At 65.4% G+C, this 16,654-nt stretch carries 17 protein-coding genes; 8 read left to right on the forward strand and 9 right to left on the reverse strand.

Going from position 1 to position 16,654, the window contains the following annotated elements:
• Positions 1-14 precede the first annotated feature (14 nt).
• The 6 genes from siaA to nth all read right to left on the reverse strand — a co-directional run bounded on the left by siaA (position 15) and on the right by nth (position 6,676).
• Complete coding sequence (gene siaA, locus CKO27_RS08585; RefSeq protein ID WP_200374466.1) at positions 15-2,033, reverse strand: biofilm regulation protein phosphatase SiaA; 2,019 nt, start codon at positions 2,031-2,033, stop codon at positions 15-17.
• Between the two features lie 353 nt (positions 2,034-2,386).
• Positions 2,387-3,031 (reverse strand): hypothetical protein, encoded by a 645-nt coding sequence (locus tag CKO27_RS08590; protein WP_200374467.1) that lies wholly within the window; start codon positions 3,029-3,031, stop codon positions 2,387-2,389.
• A 366-nt stretch (positions 3,032-3,397) separates the two neighbouring features.
• Positions 3,398-4,795 carry a Si-specific NAD(P)(+) transhydrogenase gene (sthA, locus tag CKO27_RS08595; RefSeq protein WP_200374468.1) on the reverse strand — a complete coding sequence of 466 codons (1,398 nt, stop codon included), beginning with the start codon at positions 4,793-4,795 and terminating at the stop codon, positions 3,398-3,400.
• Between the two features lie 142 nt (positions 4,796-4,937).
• On the reverse strand, positions 4,938-5,369 hold the full coding sequence (locus CKO27_RS08600) for a host attachment protein (RefSeq protein ID WP_200374469.1): 432 nt from the start codon (positions 5,367-5,369) through the stop codon (positions 4,938-4,940).
• Between the two features lie 174 nt (positions 5,370-5,543).
• The gene (locus CKO27_RS08605; protein ID WP_338115943.1) at positions 5,544-6,035 is read right to left on the reverse strand and encodes a DUF1841 family protein; all 492 of its coding nucleotides are present in this window, start codon (positions 6,033-6,035) and stop codon (positions 5,544-5,546) included.
• Positions 6,032-6,676 carry an endonuclease III gene (nth, locus tag CKO27_RS08610; protein WP_200374486.1) on the reverse strand — a complete coding sequence of 215 codons (645 nt, stop codon included), beginning with the start codon at positions 6,674-6,676 and terminating at the stop codon, positions 6,032-6,034. The genes CKO27_RS08605 and nth overlap by 4 nt, the downstream gene beginning before the upstream one ends.
• A 142-nt stretch (positions 6,677-6,818) precedes the next feature.
• On the opposite strand from nth, the gene CKO27_RS08615 reads away from it, so the two are divergent.
• The 8 genes from CKO27_RS08615 (at position 6,819) to CKO27_RS08650 (ending at position 14,782) form a co-directional block, all read left to right on the forward strand.
• Positions 6,819-7,607 (forward strand): lytic transglycosylase domain-containing protein, encoded by a 789-nt coding sequence (locus tag CKO27_RS08615; protein WP_200374470.1) that lies wholly within the window; start codon positions 6,819-6,821, stop codon positions 7,605-7,607.
• A 102-nt stretch (positions 7,608-7,709) separates the two neighbouring features.
• A complete protein-coding gene (locus CKO27_RS08620; RefSeq protein ID WP_200374471.1) occupies positions 7,710-8,156 on the forward strand; it encodes a hypothetical protein in 447 nt (148 codons plus the stop codon).
• A gap of 25 nt (positions 8,157-8,181) precedes the next feature.
• Complete coding sequence (locus CKO27_RS08625; protein WP_200374472.1) at positions 8,182-8,883, forward strand: hypothetical protein; 702 nt, start codon at positions 8,182-8,184, stop codon at positions 8,881-8,883.
• Between the two features lie 231 nt (positions 8,884-9,114).
• Positions 9,115-9,810: an HAD family hydrolase gene (locus CKO27_RS08630; protein WP_200374473.1), complete on the forward strand. Its 696-nt coding sequence runs from the start codon at positions 9,115-9,117 to the stop codon at positions 9,808-9,810.
• A 13-nt stretch (positions 9,811-9,823) separates the two neighbouring features.
• Positions 9,824-10,966: a tRNA guanosine(34) transglycosylase Tgt gene (gene tgt / locus CKO27_RS08635; RefSeq protein WP_200374474.1), complete on the forward strand. Its 1,143-nt coding sequence runs from the start codon at positions 9,824-9,826 to the stop codon at positions 10,964-10,966.
• Positions 10,963-11,868: a hypothetical protein gene (locus tag CKO27_RS08640; protein ID WP_200374475.1), complete on the forward strand. Its 906-nt coding sequence runs from the start codon at positions 10,963-10,965 to the stop codon at positions 11,866-11,868. The genes tgt and CKO27_RS08640 overlap by 4 nt, the downstream gene beginning before the upstream one ends.
• A gap of 22 nt (positions 11,869-11,890) precedes the next feature.
• On the forward strand, positions 11,891-12,502 hold the full coding sequence (locus tag CKO27_RS08645; RefSeq protein WP_200374476.1) for a pseudouridine synthase: 612 nt from the start codon (positions 11,891-11,893) through the stop codon (positions 12,500-12,502).
• Positions 12,503-12,694: 192 nt separating this feature from the next.
• Positions 12,695-14,782: a CHASE domain-containing protein gene (locus CKO27_RS08650; protein WP_200374477.1), complete on the forward strand. Its 2,088-nt coding sequence runs from the start codon at positions 12,695-12,697 to the stop codon at positions 14,780-14,782.
• Positions 14,783-14,866: 84 nt separating this feature from the next.
• Here CKO27_RS08650 and CKO27_RS08655 read toward each other — a convergent pair whose 3' ends face one another.
• The 3 genes from CKO27_RS08655 to CKO27_RS08665 form a co-directional block, all read right to left on the reverse strand.
• Positions 14,867-15,181 carry a hypothetical protein gene (locus tag CKO27_RS08655; protein WP_200374478.1) on the reverse strand — a complete coding sequence of 105 codons (315 nt, stop codon included), beginning with the start codon at positions 15,179-15,181 and terminating at the stop codon, positions 14,867-14,869.
• A 244-nt stretch (positions 15,182-15,425) separates the two neighbouring features.
• The gene (locus tag CKO27_RS08660; protein ID WP_200374479.1) at positions 15,426-16,346 is read right to left on the reverse strand and encodes a cation diffusion facilitator family transporter; all 921 of its coding nucleotides are present in this window, start codon (positions 16,344-16,346) and stop codon (positions 15,426-15,428) included.
• 6 nt (positions 16,347-16,352) lie between these two features.
• Positions 16,353-16,654, reverse strand: a 302-nt coding sequence (locus tag CKO27_RS08665) for an EF-hand domain-containing protein (protein ID WP_200374480.1), incomplete at its 5' end; no start/stop codon positions are given.

The following is a 16,654-nucleotide window of genomic DNA, read 5'->3' on the forward strand; positions in this document are numbered from 1 at the left end:
CCGTGGCGCAGGTTTCAGTCGGTGTTGGCGGACTCGGTCCGGTCAAGGCGAAACGCGAGAACGGTGATGTCGTCGCGCTGGTCGTGGTCTCCCCGGTAATCATCCAGCGCCCGCTCCAGCGCGGCGGACTGTTCGGCCATGGGGCGCTGGGCCTGCGTCCGGATCAGATCCTGGAAGCGGCTCTGGCCCAGCCCGAAACCCAGCTCGCCGCCGGATTGGTCCAGATAGCCGTCGGTCACCAGATAGTAGGTGCTGGAACTGTCCAGGGGCCGCTCACTGTCTTCGTAGCGTCCCAGGCGCCGGTCGCCCAGGGCACGGCGTCCGCCCTTGATCGCGTTCACGTCGCGGCCGTCGCTATGGTAGAGGCTGATCCGGGCGCCCGCATAGCGCAGAAGGCCCCGCCGTTGGTCCACGAAGACCAGCCCCGCGTCCATGTGGGTGGCGATGGCTTGGGCGGCCTCGGTTCCCTGAAGGCGCTCGCGCAGGATGGTGTCCGCCCGCGATAGCAGGGCGGCGGGGGCTTCGATGCCCAGGCTGTTGATGGCCTGGTCCAGGGCGGCATGGGCCAGCATGGTCATGAGCGCGCCGGGAACACCATGACCGGCGCAGTCCACCACGCCGAGCAGACAGCCTTCGCCATCCTGTCGAAAGAGGTAGAAGTCGCCGCCCACCACGTCCCTGGGCCGCCAGAGCACGAAATAGTCGAGACCGAGCCGCTCGGCCATGCGCTGATCCGGCAGGATAGCCCGCTGGATCAGACTGGCGTAGTCGATCGAATCCTGGATCTGGCGCTGGGCCTGGGCCATCTCCCGATTGGCCCGCTGGAGCTTGGCTGTGCGTTCCTCGACCCGTGCCTCCAATTGACCCGTATGGCTTTTCACCTGCTCGGCCATGCGCTCGAAGGCGCGGGTCAGATCGCCGATCTCGTCCCGGCCGTGACTGGGCAGCCGTAGGTCGTAGCGTCCCTCGGACATGGCCGTGGCCGATTGTCGCAGATCGCGCAGCGGACGCAGCAGGATCCGCTCGACCGCCAGGGCGAACCCCATCAGCATGACGAGCAGCACCAGCGCCACGGCCAGCAGCCCGCCCCACAGCCAGGCGGGCCGGATCAGCGAGGCGACGCTCAGATCCACGGCGGTGACCAGGTACCACCGAAGCTCGGGGATGTAGGCCAGGGCCAGGAGTTGCTCCCGGCCATCCAGGTTCGCCGTGAGCCGGGGGACGCTGTCCGGCGCGCCGCTGGCCGTCTCCATGGCTTGCGCCAGACGCTCGTGCTGCCGGTTGTCCGGCAGTTGTTCCGCCAGTGTATGCGCGGCGATCCCACCGAGGGTGGTGGACCCAAAACTGATGAGGTCGGGGTCCGGATGGGCCTGGATGGCGCCGTTGCGATCCAGGATCATGGGTGTGACGCCGGCCGGGCGGGTCTGGATGAAGCGTTTCAGGAAGTCGCTCAGATCGAGCCCCGTGCCGGCCAGCCCGATGCGACGACCATCCGCCATGACCAGGACATTGAGCCAGACCCGCGTGGTGCCCAGCTTCACATCCGGATTCACGTTGATGTTGTAGGGGGCCGCCTGCTTGAGCGTGTTGAAGAACCAGGCATCCTTGGGGGCCTCGGGATCCAGGGTGTAGCGGGGCTGGTCGCCGGGATCCCGGTCGGCGCCGTTGAAATAGTAATGGCCGCTGAGCGCGCTGGCCATGAAATAGGAGGTATCCCTGAAATCCTGGCGATAGCCCTCCGCCTCCCGGAAGAAGAGCGCCCACTTGTCCGGATTCTCCTCGTCCAGCAGCCATTGGCGCGTGAACTCCGAGCCGGCCAGACGCATCGAGAGGGCCAGATCGCGTGAGATGGGCGCGCGGATCCGCTCGCGGTTCAGACGGGTGTAATTCTCGGCGAAGGCCTCGCCGAAAGAGTATCGGACGGTTTCCAGCAGCTTCCAGCCCAGGAGGCCGGCCGGCACCAGGGCCACCAGGCAGGCCAGCGCCAGGGCCAGGGCGGACTTGGCGCGCAGTCCGAGGGTGTTGCTCGGCATCTTTGTCTCCGAATCCGCGGGATCGGCGGCCTACCGCCGGATGCTACCTGGATCGCGGGGTTGGTCGCCAGGCGCGTCGGCCTCCGTTGTTTAGAGGGCACAATACACCAAGGTGATTTCCGGAGAAGTCCGTACCCGACCCAAAGCTCCGGAACGGGACAGGATTAACCGGATTCTTCAAGATTAACTTGATTAAAAACAGAGCTTTAAATCCTGTTAATCCTGTCTATGATGGGGAATGGGATTCGTCGTCCGCCACAAACGCGAACGTCCCCGGCGCCGAGGCGACGGGGACGTTCGCGTTGCCTGCGAGGACGGGCGGGGTCGATCCCGCGCCCGTCCGTCGGTTAGGGTTATTGGGTGACGGCCGCCTTCTCGACCGGGGCCGCGGCTTGCTGCTGAGGAGCCGGCATGCTCGTCATGCCGGGGGCCAGCGGATATCCTGGATGACGCTGGGCATTCATCGCACGACGCTGCTCGCTCCGCTGCTTCATGGCGGCGCGGCGCTCCTCGGATTGCTGGCGGGCCTGCGCGCGGTGGTCGTCCATCTCCTTCATGCGGGCCTGCATGGACTCCGGCATCGCGGGGCGCTCGAAGCTGGGCATGGCCGGCATTTCGGGCATGGCCGGGTACTGGCCAAACTCGGGCAGGCTGGGCCTCTCGGGCGGGTTGGGGTACTGACCGAATTCCGGTACCGCCGGCATTTCGGGGAAGGCTGGCGCCGCGGCGAACGGATGATCCGCGAAGGGGGCGGGCTGGCGCGTCTGCATTTCACGCATCTGGGCCATCTGTTGATCGGCGAACTTCTGGCGCTCGGCCATCTCTTCACGCATCGCCTTGTCGTGTTGCTCCATCATGGCTTGTTGCTGCTCGACCATCGCCTGATGCTGGTCCTGGTTCGGGACGGGCGGCTGATAGGGCGCGGCATTCCAGGCGAGGGCCGCACTGGTGGCGGCGGCGAGGGCAATGGCGGAAGCGGCTTGGATGAGCTTTGGCATGGGACACACCTTAGTGATGTTATTTGAAAGGATTGTCGGAAACGAGCAAGCAGCCAGGCGACTTCCAGTGTCGTTTCGGTTTTCCGAATTCTCCGCGACGCACGGACCCGAAGGTCGATTGGCTCGGTCGCGTGGGTTCCTTGCCTTCTTATCGCATGATTCTCGGCGCCAATTAGGGGATCAGTATATAAGAAAATTCTGAAATAGCAACAGGTCCGAATAGAAGGGGTTGGCCCGGATCGATTCGCCGCGTGGCTGGGGTTCGCGGCCCTGGTCTGACCAGGTTCGCTGTTCAGGCGCCAAGCCTGGCGCGTGATCCGGATCGGTCGGGGGAGGCCGTGGAGTCCCTCGGTGGGGCGTGGCGGATCAGAACAGACGGTTGAGTCCGTTGAGCGCGGCGACCCGGTAGGCTTCCGCCATGGTCGGGTAGTTGAAGGTGGTCTCGGTGAAATAGCGCAGGCTGTTGGCCTCGCCAGGCTGCGCCATGATCGCCTGCCCGATATGTACGATCTCGGCCGCCTGCTCGCCGAAGCAGTGGATCCCGAGGATCTCCAGGGTTTCGCGATGAAACAGCAGCTTCAGCATGCCGACCGTGTGGCCGGTGATCTGGGCGCGGGCGATGCTCTTGAAGTCGGCCTGGGCCACTTCATAGGGGATCTGGCTGGCGGTAAGTTCGCGCTCGGTGCGGCCGATGGAACTGATCTCGGGAACCGTGTAGATGCCGGTCGGGAATTCCTCGATCAGCGACCAGTCGCAGGCGCCGTCGGCGATATGGGCGCCGACGAAGCGGCCCTGATCATAGCTGGCGCTGGCGAGCGCCGGCGCGCCCACCACGTCGCCCACGGCATAGATGTGGGGGAGGGCGGTCTGATAGCTGGCGTTCACATCGATCTGACCGCGCGCGTTGGGGGCGAGGCCGATGTCTTCGAGTCCCAGGTCATGGGTGTTGCCGGTCCGGCCGTTGGCCCAGAGCAGGATGTCGGTCTTGAATTGCTTGCCCGATCGGCAGTGCAGCACGACGCCGTCGTCCGCCGTCACGACCCGATCATGGGTCTCGTTGTTGCGGATCACGACGCCTTGCTGGCGCAGGTGGTAGCTCAGGGCGTCCGTGATCTCGTCGTCCAGATAGGACAGGAGCCGGTCGCGGGTGTTGACCAGATTCACCTTCACATTGAGCGCGGCCAGGATGGAGGCGTACTCGCAGCCGATGACGCCGGCGCCATAAATGGTGATGGAACGCGGGGTGTGCTTCAGGGCGAGTACCGAGTCGCTGTCGCGCACGCGGGGGTGGGTGAAGTCGACTTCCGGCGGGTGATAGGGACTGGAGCCGGTCGCGATCACGATGTTGGTCGCGCGCAGCCTGGCGATCGTGCCGCCCGGGCGCTGAACCTCGATCCGATCGGAGGCCACGAAGCGGGCGCGACCGAAGATCACCTCGACCCGGTTGCGTTGATAGTAGCGATAGCGGGTGCGTACCTGGTCGTTGATCACGCCATCGGCCGCGCGTAGCAGATCCGGGAACTCGACCTCGATCTGATGCTGGGTGTGCTGAAACAGCGGATTGCGGCGATAGTCCGCGAGCATCTGGATGGAGTGGCGCAGCGCCTTGCTGGGGATGGTGCCCCAATGGGTGCAGCCACCGCCGACGGCGTCGTGGGCCTCGATCACCGCGACCTTTTGACCGGCCTTGGCGAGCTTCATGGCGGCCCCTTCGCCGCCAGGCCCGGTTCCGATCACGATACTGTCGAATTCACGGGTGGCCATCGATCCAGGCTCTCGTTGCGATTTCAATGGTTGGCTAGCGTAGCATGAATTTTCGGCACGCATCCCGCCGCGCGTCCCGGTCTCTTGGCCGGCGCGGGCGGGGGACTCGATGGGTTGGTGTGCCCCGGTTCCGGGGCGGCGATCAGAGGAAATCCGGCAGGTGTTTACGGATGATTTCCGGTGTCTGGGTCGTCAGATTCTTGTCCAGTTCCCCGGTGACCAGTTGGCGTAGCGGCGCGGACTGATGCTTGCGCAATAACCCGAGCATGGCTGGCGAGGCGACGATGTAGAGTTTGCCGAAGCGGCCCTGGTTGCGGGCCGCTTCCAGGTCTTCGCAGATCAGGCTGGCGAAGCGCTCTGAATTCTCCTGTTTGTGTCCTTCCTCGCCGTTGACGCCATGGGCGCCGGCGCCTGGGGCCTGGCCGCGACCAGCCTTGTCGGTGGTCAGGTCGCCTTCGTGGAGCCGGCCTTCGGGAAAGGTCAGGGTGCTGATTTCGGTCATGGAGCCGGCCGTCTTTTCCACGGCGAAGATACGTGCGCGGCTGTTGTCCGCGACCAGGATCCAAGTCGGCATGGGTTCACCTTCCTCTTGCGTTGAGCCCGGCCATGAGCAGGTCGGGGCGTGGCCCGAACGGAGGCGTCGTCACGGATCGACAGGGATCCAGACATCGCCCCGAATTGTCGTTGACCGGTCGGTTCCCTACTCCTGTGAGTGTAACAGGCGGTTCGCGAAAGTGGGCTCGGCCGTTCAGCGTTCGCCAAGACGCTTGACGCAATCGAGATAGGCGCGTTCGTCGAACGCCTCCTGGTGCTGTTGAACACGCCAGAGTGCTTCCATCAGGCAGTCCATGATGGCGTGCTCCAGCCGATGGGGGTCGCCGATCCGCCCGATCAGATCCTGATAGAGCTGGCGAATGCCGCGCGGCTGATCGATGCTCAATTGCTCAAGGATGGCCAGATGCAGTCCCAAATGCAGGAAGGGATTCGCCTGCCCCCGGTCGGGAAGGAAATCCCGCTCCAGGGCGGCCTCTCCACCCTCGATGAAGGCTTGGTACTCCGGATGCTGGCGCATGATCTCGACGATCCGGGCCTCCAGTGGTTCCAGTGGCTCCTGGTTGGTGGCCTTCCGCCAGGCTTCGAGAAAGATGCGGCGGTGCGTCTGTCGATCGGCGGAAAACATGACGTTGCTGGTCTCCTGGCTGGTGAGCCGTGCCTGGTGCCCGGAGGCGCGCGGACTCAAGGTGAGGGGTCGGTGGTCTTGTCGGGGGATTCGCAGAGGTCGGCGATGGCGCAGGCCGGGCAGCGCGGCTTGCGCGCGACGCAGACATAGCGTCCGTGCAGGATCAGCCAGTGATGGGCGTCCAGCAGGAATTCACCCGGCACCAGGCGCGCGAGCTTCAGCTCGACCGCCAGGGGCGTCGTTCCACGCGCGAGGCGGGTGCGATTGGCGACGCGGAAGATGTGGGTGTCGACCGCGATGGTCGGTTCTCCGAAGGCGGTGTTCAGCACCACGTTCGCCGTCTTGCGGCCAACCCCCGGCAGGGCCTCCAGCGATGACCGATCGCGAGGCACCTCGCCCGCGTGCTCGGCGAGCAGGATGGCGCAGGTCTTGATGATGTTACTGGCCTTGCCGTTGAACAGGCCGATGGTACGGATATGGCTCTTGAGTCCTTCCTCGCCGAGATTCAGGATCCCTTGCGGTGTGTTGGCGACGGGGAAGAGTTTCGCCGTGGCCTGGTTGACGCTCTTGTCGGTGGCCTGCGCCGAGAGCATCACCGCCACCAGCAGTTCGAAGGGCGTGTGGTAGACCAGTTCCGTCGTTGGGGACGGATTGGCGGCTCGCAGTCGGGAGAAGATTTGGCGACGTTTTTCGGCATTCATCACTTGCATTGTATTTGAGACTATCGTCTGATGCGCCTTGGATTGCGCCGTCTTTCCTGGCTGGAGCTTCGCCCCCGAACCCGCTTTGATCGAAAGACCCGTCACCGAATTCAGCCTGGACCACCCCCGGATTCCCGAACGGATGACCATGCGACCCCTGTTTCGGCTGTGCCTGCTGTTGGCCCTGATTCCGCTGACCACCCGGGGCGAGCCCGCGGCCCCCGCCCCCGATGTCGCGCCCAGCGCCGGGGCCAAGGCGGTCGCGCCCGCCCGGTCGCGTCCGGCGTTGCCGGCGGCGCCAGGCCGTCCCCGGCCCAGTCGCGCCCAGGTGCAGGCCATGATCCCGGCCGTGGCGGCCCGCCATGGGGTCGAGGAATCCCTGGTGCGTGCCGTAGTGGCGGCCGAGTCGAACTACAATGCGCATGCCGTCTCCCATGCCGGCGCCGTCGGACTCATGCAGCTCATGCCTCCGACGGCCGCCGACTATGGTGTGACCTCGGTGCAGGCCCTGTTCGATCCGGAAACGAATCTGAACGCCGGCACCCGGCACCTCAAGCGGCTCCTGCGCAAATACGGCAACGACTATGGCCGTGTGATCATGGCCTACAACGCGGGCGAGGGCGTGGTCGATCGCACCAATAGCCAGGTCACCTATCTGGAGACCCTGAACTACACCGAGGCGGTCATTCAAAACTACCGCCGCAATGGTGGAAAGGCCCCCACCCAGTCGGCGCTGTCGCAGGTCCATTCCCTGCGGGGCGTCAAGAACAGGGGGCAGGCCCGGCGGCTGTTGAAAAAATATCTCGACCCATCCCTGCTGTCGCTGAAGGTCAAACCCACCCTGGATGTTCGATACCTGAACCCCTCCCTGCACGACATCGGACCCGAGAGCAAGCCGATGTTCGAGCTCGATTCCAGGGCGATCCGCTGAAAGGTGCGACCTGAATCAACGCGGACTCCAGCGCGGTAAGCTAGGCTATTGAAGATGAACGGGCAAAAGTAAGCGGTCAGTCCGGGTTACGGTATAGGAACTATGAATCAAACGCTTCAGAAACTGCGGGAGCTGGCGCAGGAGAGTGTCCTGGTCGCGGAGGACAATATCAGCCGGAAGCAGGAGATCATTGCTTCCTGTTCCGAGTTGGCCGAGCCGCTGATTCGTGCGTTCAAGGATGTCGAGCGGGAGTTCGTGCGAATCTCCGTCCTCAGACAGATCTGGCCCCATGACTACGACCGTCGCGACGATCGCGTGGCTGGACTGCTGATCCAGATGATCGGGCCGGAAGGCGCTCCCTACGGCCTGGCGTTGGCCGTACCGCATGGCTCGCTGCGGTTCGAGGTCGCGCTCAAGACCGATGGCTCCGCCGTGTTCAGTTGCACCAGGGACACCCACGGTCAGCGGCCCTCGATGATGGATTTCGCCAACGGCGAGGATTGGCTGGAATTTTTCTATAAGTCCATCGCGGACCTGGTCGAGCTCTGAACAGCGAGCCCCGAACGCCATCCCGATGCTCGATTTCCCGGTCTCGCTCGCGCTCTTCGACTTCCTTCCCGTCCTGCTCATGGGCGTGGCCCTCTGGTATCTGGCCCGCCTCGTCCAGGCGATCGAGGCGCCACTCCATCGTCTGGCCTGGCTCGGCGGCCTGCTCATCGTGGCCGGCGGTCTTTCCAAGGCGACCTGGAAGCTGCTCGTCGCCGCGACCGGCGTCGACATCGGCTGGTTGGCCACCGCCCTGTTTCCGCTCATGGCCCCTGGCTTCGCCCTGCTCGCCGTCGCCATCTGGGGCAGCGCCCGCCGGATTCGCGGTCGCCGACCGCTCGCCGGATGGCGGCTGGCCCTGCTGATGGTGACCCTGGCGTTCGCGGTCGCCGCGATCCGCCACTGGTTGCTCGACATCCCGCGCGGCTGGTTCCTCCCGCTCCTGGTACTGGTCAGCCTCGGCAATCTGGTGACCAGCATCCAGTTGATCGGTCTCGCCTTCCACCTTCGCCGCCGCTCGATCGCGATGCTCTTCATGGTCAACCTGGCGATGATCCTCGCGCTCCAGCCGATCGCCATGAGCCTGCCGGACACGCTCGCCATGCACTGGTTCGAGCAGTCATTGACCAGTCTGGGCACCGGCTGTTTCGCCCTCGCCGCCTACCTCCTCTGGCGACGTCCGACGGATGCCTCGGGGCGTCCATCGACACTCGCGCGGGATCCCGCCTGACCAAGCCGGGGACTCCCCGTCGGATGCCAGGAGATCCTTGTCCGCACGCTCCGAGTCCAGCGCGTTCCGTCGGGAAATAGACAGGATTAACAAGATTTTGCAGGATTAACAGGATTTTTCTGGTGCTGTGCCTTCACCAATCCCCCACAATTTCCGACAACTGACAACTGACAACTGACAACTGACAACTGACAACTGACAACTGACAACTGACAACTGTCCCCCTAGACAATGCCCCAACCGCCAATCCGTCTCCTAACCTTCGATCTGGACGATACCCTCTGGCCCTGCGCGCCGGTCATCCAGGCGGCGGAAGAGGCGCTCCATCGCTGGCTGCGCATTCACGCGCCACGCCTGGCGGAGGCGCACGATGTCGCCAGCCTGCGCCGGCGGCGTCGCCAGCTCATGGAGGAGGAGCCGCGGATCGCGCATGATCTGGGACTGGTTCGGCACCGCTCCTTGAGCGCCCTGCTGGATGACTTCGGCTATTCGGTCCAACTCGCCGACGCGGCCATGGAGTGCTTCCTCGATCATCGCAATCGTGTCGAGCCCTATGCCGATGTCCTGCCGGTCCTGCGCGCCCTGTCGGAGCGCTATCAACTGGTCTCGGTCACCAACGGTAACTCGAACGTCGAGGTCACGGCGCTGCGCGGGCTGTTCCGGCACAGCATCACCGCCGCCGAGGCCGGCGCCGCCAAGCCGGATCCGGCCGTCTTCATTCGTGCCTTGGAACTCACGGGCTGTCGGCCCGCCAAAACCCTGCATCTGGGCGATGATCCCTGGCTGGACGTCGAGGCCGCGCGCGCCCTCGGCATCGCCGCCGTCTGGGTGAATCGCCATGCCCGCGACTGGCCGGACGCGCTGCCGCCGCCGGTCCTGGCCGTCGCCAACCTGCGCGAATTCGCCGACTGGCTGGATCGCGCCTAGACTGGAAACACCCATGGATTTTGAACTGCTTGAACGGGACGGCCTCGCGCGCCGTGGTCGCCTGAATTTCGCGCGCGGCGCGGTCGAGACGCCGTCCTTCATGCCGGTCGGCACCTACGGCACGGTCAAGGCGATGACGCCGGAGGAGTTGCTGGAGGTCGGCGCGGAAATCGTGCTCGGCAACACCTTCCATCTGATGCTGCGCCCCGGCACCGAGATCATCCGCCGACTCGGCGATCTGCACGACTTCATGCACTGGGAAAAGCCCATCCTCACGGATTCCGGCGGCTTCCAGGTCTTCAGCCTGGGCGATCTGCGCAAGATCACGGAGGAGGGTGTGCATTTCCAGTCGCCGGTCGACGGTAGCCCGGTGTTTCTCAACCCCGAGGTCTCGATGCGGGTTCAGCGCGAACTGGGTTCGGACATCGTTATGATCTTCGACGAATGCACCCCCTATCCGGCGGACGAGGACCAGGCGCGCGCCTCCATGGAGCTGTCGCTGCGCTGGGCCGCGCGCTCGCGCGAGGCCCACGGCGACAATCCATCGGCCCTGTTCGGCATCGTCCAGGGCGGGATGCATGAGCGCCCGCGCGCCGAATCGCTGGAAGGTCTGACCCGGATCGGCTTCGACGGCTACGCGATCGGCGGCCTCTCGGTCGGCGAGCCGGAGGCGGATCGGCTGCGGGTGCTGGATTTCCTCGCCGACAAACTCCCGAGCGAGCGTCCGCGCTATCTGATGGGCGTCGGCACGCCCGAGGACATCGTCGCCGCCGTCCTGCGTGGCATCGACATGTTCGACTGCGTCATGCCGACCCGCAACGCCCGCAACGGCTATCTCTTCACCCACCAGGGCATCGTCAAGATTCGCAACGCCGCTAATCGGACCCATGAAGGCCCCGTGGATCCGCTATGCGATTGCTATACCTGTCGCCATTACAGCCGTGCCTACCTGCACCATCTGGACAAGTGCAAGGAGATCCTGGGCGCGCGTCTCGGGACCATCCACAACCTCAGGTACTACCAGATACTCATGCGCGGACTGCGCGAGGCGATCGCGGCTGGACGGCTTGAGGCCTTCGTGGCGGAGTTCCAGGCCATGCGTGGAGCGGGGCGGGTTGGCCATCCCGTCGATGGAATGGACGACAGTGCCCCATGAGCCATGATCAGAACTTCAAGAACCTGATTCTGGATTATCCTCGTCAAGCCCTGGCCTTCTTCGCGGCGGAGGAGGCCGCCGATCATCTGATCGGCGCCGAGATCCTTCCCGTCCGCCAGGAGCAGCTCAAGGAACGGCTCGGCGATCGCTTCCGCGAGCTCGATGTTCCGCTGCTGGCGCAATGGCCGGACGGTCGTCGCGAGGCCCTGCTGTTCGTGCTTGAGGAGGAGAGCGACCCACGGCGCTTCTCCATCCACCGTCTGGCGCATTATTGCCTGGATCTGGGCGAACTGTTGGGAACCGACCGCGTCGTGCCGGTCGTCATCTTTCTGCGCGGAGAGGCGCCCCGGCGCGAACTGATCCAGGGGAGCGAGCACTACACCTATCTGAACTTCCGTTTTCTCGCCTGCGAGTTGGCCCGAATCGCCTACGAAGGGTTTCGCGACAGCGACAACATCGTCGCCCGGCTCAACCTCCCCAACATGCGGCACGCCCAGGAGCACCGTGTCGACGTCTACGCCCAGGCCGTGCGCGGCTTGGTGACGCTTGAGGTGGATCCGGAAAAACAATTGAAATACATCGACTTCATCGACATCTACGCGGATCTGGACGAGAATGAACGCGTCCGATACGAGCGCGACTATCCCCAGGAGGCCGAGATCATGGGCAGCTTTTCCGAGCGATATATCCAACAGGGCATCCAACAGGGCATCCAGCAGGGCGAGAGCCAGGGCCTGCGCAAGGGCGAGGCGAAGGTTCTGCTGGCGCTCTTGCGGCTCAAATTCGGCGATCTACCCGCCTCGGCCCTGTCGGCTATCGAGGACGCGGACGCCGATACCCTGCTCCTCTGGTCGACCCGCGTCCTGGCCGCCACCCGTCTGGAGCAGGTCATCGCGGACTGAAGCCCTCCGCCCCTTCTCAAGAATGCCCCGTCTCATTCTCTTCAACAAACCCCATGGCGTTCTGAGCCAGTTCAGCGGCGCCCCGGCCGGTTCGGGCGAGACGCTGCGTGACTTCATCCCCTGGCCCGACGTCTATCCGGCCGGGCGCCTGGACAAGGACAGCGAGGGTCTGCTGCTCCTGACCGACGACGGCCAGCTCCAGCATCGCATCAGCCATCCCAGGCACAAGGCCTGGAAGACCTACTGGGTGCAGGTCGAGGGCGAGCCGCAGGCGTCCCAGCTTGCCCGCCTGAGTCAGGGTGTGCTCCTGAAGGACGGACCAACCCTACCGGCGCGGGTCCGGGCCTTGCCCGAACCGGATCTCTGGCCGCGCGATCCACCGATCCGTTTTCGCCAGAGCATCCCGACCGCCTGGATCGAGATCGCGATCCACGAGGGCCGCAACCGCCAGGTGCGCCGCATGACCGCCGAGGTCGGTCTGCCGACCCTGCGGCTGGTCCGGGTCGCGATCGGCGATTGGCGGCTGGAGAGGCTGCGGCCTGGCGAGCATCGGGTGCTGAGCCTGGAGTCCCCGTCGATCCCACGCCGGGCGATTCCGGTTCCGCGCGGCTCTAGGCCGCCCCGCGGATCCTAGCCGGGAGGCGCCGCTAAGCACTCGCAGCGGTTGGCGACCCATTCGACCAAGCGCCCGCTGTATCCGCCATCGATTCAGAACTAGAATCCATACGTATCCTGATCAGGCCCGTGAGTCGCGGACAAGATCCACGTCTCCTCGACCGACCTCCAACAGGTTGAACGCATGCACGCTCCCGTGCCGAATCAGGCGATGACCAATTCCGATCAGACCGCTTCGCCGCCTGGCCGCCCGACGGCCGCCTCCCGTTCACGGCGCGGTTCGCTGACACCCTGGTTCTCGCGGTTGCCCTGGATCATTCTCGGGTTCGGGCTGGCCATCACGGCGTTGCTGTGGGTGAACGGGCGCCACCAACAGCGTGAAATGCTGCGCGCGGACTTCCGCATGCAGGTGGCCAAGGTCCACGCCGGCCTTGAGACCCGCCTTCAGGCCAATGAGCAGATCCTGCGAGGCGTGGCCGGGCTCTTCGCCGCCAACGGCCAGGTCACCCGCGACCAGTTTCGCGCCTATGTCACGTCCCTGCGACTCGCCGAGCACTATCCGGGCATTCGCGGCGTCGGCTTCGCGCGCCGGATCGATCCGGCGGACCTCGCGGCTCAGGTGGCGGCGATCCAGGCCGAGGGCTTTTCAGACTTCGCGGTCTCCCCAGCCGGCGAACGCGCGATCTATACCGCCATCGTCTACCTCGAACCCTTCGACTGGCGCAACCGGCGCGCCTTCGGCTATGACATGTTCTCCGAGCCCGTGCGGCGCGAGGCCATGACGCGCGCCTGGGAGGAGGACCGGGCGGCGCTCTCGGGCCGGGTCCAACTGCGCCAGGAGACCGCGCGGGATGTCCAGGCGGGTTTCCTGATCTATTCCCCCGTCTATCGCGCCGGCCAGCCCAATGAGACGCTGGCGCAACGCCGCGCCAATCTCCTCGGATGGGCCTACTCGCCGCTGCGCATGACGGATCTGATGCAGAGCTTTCTGCAACGCAACTTTCCAGAACTGACCGAGCGCCTGGCGATCGAGATCCACGACGGCCGCCTGGTCACCCCCGCCACCCGGATGTTCACCTCGGCGCCAGGCACCGAACCCCGCGCGCAGAGCTTTCAGCAAACCGGTCTACTGACACAGGGCGGTCATCCCTGGACGCTGCGCCTCTACAGCCTGCCGGCCTTCGACCGTCAAGCCCAGCGGCTGACCGACGCGGACTGGATCCTCCTCGGGGCCGGCGGTGGCCTGAGTGTCAGTTTGGCGCTGCTGGCCTGGATCCTGATCCGCACCCACCGGCGCGTCACCGAGGCGCTGCATGAGCAGGCCCGGACGCACCGCGCCTTGCTGGAGGCCCAACAGCGGCTTCAACTCATCTTCGACACCTCCGATGTGGCCATTTTCCTGACCGACCTGGAGGGGCGCATCCTCCAGGCGAACGCGCGCATGGCCGAGATGTTCCGCTGCCCCTTGGGGACGTTGATCGGCAGCGACTATGTGGACCACATCCATCCCGCCGAGCGCGAGATCGGCCGCCAGCGCATGCGGGAACTGCTGGCCCGCCAGACGACGGAGGTCAAGCTGGAGCGACGCTACTGGCGCGCCGATGAGAGTGAATTCTGGGGCCAGTTGGGCGGGCGTTTGATCCAGGACGCCGACGGCCATCCATTGGGGCTGGTAGGCGTGATCGCCGACACCACGCAGCGCAAGAAGGCCGAGGCGAAGATCCAATATCTGGCCCATCACGATTACCTGACCGGGCTGCCCAATCGAGCCCTCTTCGTCGAACGGGTGGGGCAAGCCCTGGTTCTGGCCCAGCGCAATCAGCGGCAGTTGGGGATACTCTTTCTGGATCTGAATGGCTTCAAGCCGATCAACGATCGCCACGGCCATCAGGCCGGCGACAAGGTGCTGCGGGAAGTGGCCAAGCGTCTGCGCGGGCATATCCGCGCCTCGGACACGGTGTGCCGGCAGGGCGGCGACGAATTCGTGATTCTGGTGCCGGAGCTGCCCAGCCCGGACCACCTCGAACATCTGGCGCGAACACTCGCGACCGTGATCGATCGACCCTATGAGATCATGGGCGTGTCGCTCTCGCTCACCGTCAGCATTGGCCTAGCGGTTTATCCGGACCATGGCCTGACCGTCGATGAACTGCTGCACAGCGCGGACGCGGCCATGTATCAAGCCAAGCGTGACGGTCCTTCGCGCGTGCGCTTCGCCGCCCCGAACGCCGCCGTCTCGGACCAAGATCAGGCTCCGGTCTTTGGGGGACCAAGCCCCGAGGCGAGCGCGACGGGTTGAGAGGTCGTGAAACGATTCAACCCGGCCGGGGCTCGACTCCGCGGCTCCTGGCCGGGAGGCGCAGGGAGGTGCTCGTCCCTCCGTTCAGTCACGCCAATAGCGTGGCGGGCGCCGATCGTCGTCACGCCAACGCCGGTCGTAGTGGTCCCTGTAGCGCGGGCGGTAGTGGTGGCCGTGGCGCGGCGGACCGGGATGCCGCTCGATCACCACATACGACGGCGGTCCGTGACGTGGCGGCGGTCCATGACGCGGTGGCGGCCCGCCGAGCACCAGTCCAGTGAAGAGACCGCCGAGGAAGCCGGCGGCCGCGGCACCCGAGTCATCGGCGCGTGCGTCGGTCGTTGTCAGACCGGCCGAAAGTACCGCGAGCGTTGTTAGCGCGACTATTGTCTGTTTCATGACCATCACCCTACCCATCGAGAATCCAAGGAGTTCTTGTCCCGGTCTGGCGCGTCGCCCGGTTTCCGGAACCACCGGAATTCAGACGCGCCCGGATCCGGTTTCACGAGCCTAGGTTACGACGGGGAAGATGAACGGCCGCTGAATGCGGACGAGGGTGTGCGAGTGGTTGGCCGAGGATCGGCGCGCGCGGTCATGGATGGCCCCGGCCTGTCTCGGGGACGGCCAGGGTTCGTGGTGGCCCTCAGGGCTCCGCCACCTCCTTCCCGAGGCTCGCCGGATCCAGGTGGATGAGGATGTCCGAATCCGGATACTGCTTCCTGATCCGCGCCTCGGCCTCCAGCGCGAGGCCGTGGGCGGTCTTCAGCGGCAGTTCGTCATCGAGCTCCAGATGGAGCTGGATGATCGGTGATTGCCCGGACTGGCGAGTACGCAGTCCATGCATGCCGCGCACCATGGGTCCCGCGAGCGCGAGCGTCGCGATCCGTTGGCGCTGGTCCTCGGGCAGTTCCTGGTCCATCAGCAGTTGCACGGCCTCGATCCCGATGCGCGAGGCGCCGTAGAGGATATAGAGACCGATGCCCAGTCCGAATAGCGGATCGGAGCCAGGCCAACCCATGGCGGTTAGCCCAAGCGCCGCGAGAGTGGCGGTGTTGGTCGCCAGGTCGGTGGCGTAGTGGAGCGCATCGGCCCGAATCGCCGCCGAGCCGGTGCGGCGGATCACATGATGCTGGATCGCCAGCAGTCCTAGGGTAACGAGGATCGCAAAGCCGATGACACCGAACCCAACACCAATCTCGACGACCGGCCGAGGGTGGATCATCCGGTCGACGGCCTGGACTCCCAGGAACAACGCCGAGCCAGCGATAAAGGTCGCCTGAGCCAGAGCGGCCAGCGCCTGAGCCTTGCCATGGCCGAAGCGGTGATGTTCGTCCGGGGGCAGCAGCGACCAGCGCACCGCGAACAGATTCACCAGCGAGGCGCCCGCGTCCATCGCCGAGTCGACCAGCGAGGCGAGTACGCTGACCGACCCCGTCAGCAGCCAGGCCACCAGCTTGACCAGGATCAAGAGGCTGGCCGTGGCGACCGACGCATGGGTGGCCAGGCGCAGGAGACGCGCGGTCTCGGCCGCGCCGGCATTCGAGACCGTTTCGCGCTTGGACATGAGGACCTAGGGCCGAGGCGCGGCGGTTTGTCCCGCCGGTGGTTGGGTCTGGAAGCCTTGTTGCTGGTGCTGGGTCTGCGCCGCGGTGAATTCTCTCGGGTCGACCAGGCCGTTGCCATCCAGATCGATCGCGCCGAAGACGGGGGCGTTCGCCAGACCCCGCATCGCATATCCCTGTTGTGAGCGCTCGGCGATGCGTTTGGCCCGCGCCTCATAGAATTCCTGTTCGGTCAGGGTGCCGCTCCCATCCAAATCGAAGTCGCCGAAGGCGGGCCTGTTCATGCCCATGCCGCGTCCCATGCCCCCGC

The organism is Thiocystis violacea, from assembly GCF_016583575.1.
Taxonomy (GTDB): Bacteria; Pseudomonadota; Gammaproteobacteria; order Chromatiales; family Chromatiaceae; genus Thiocystis; species Thiocystis violacea.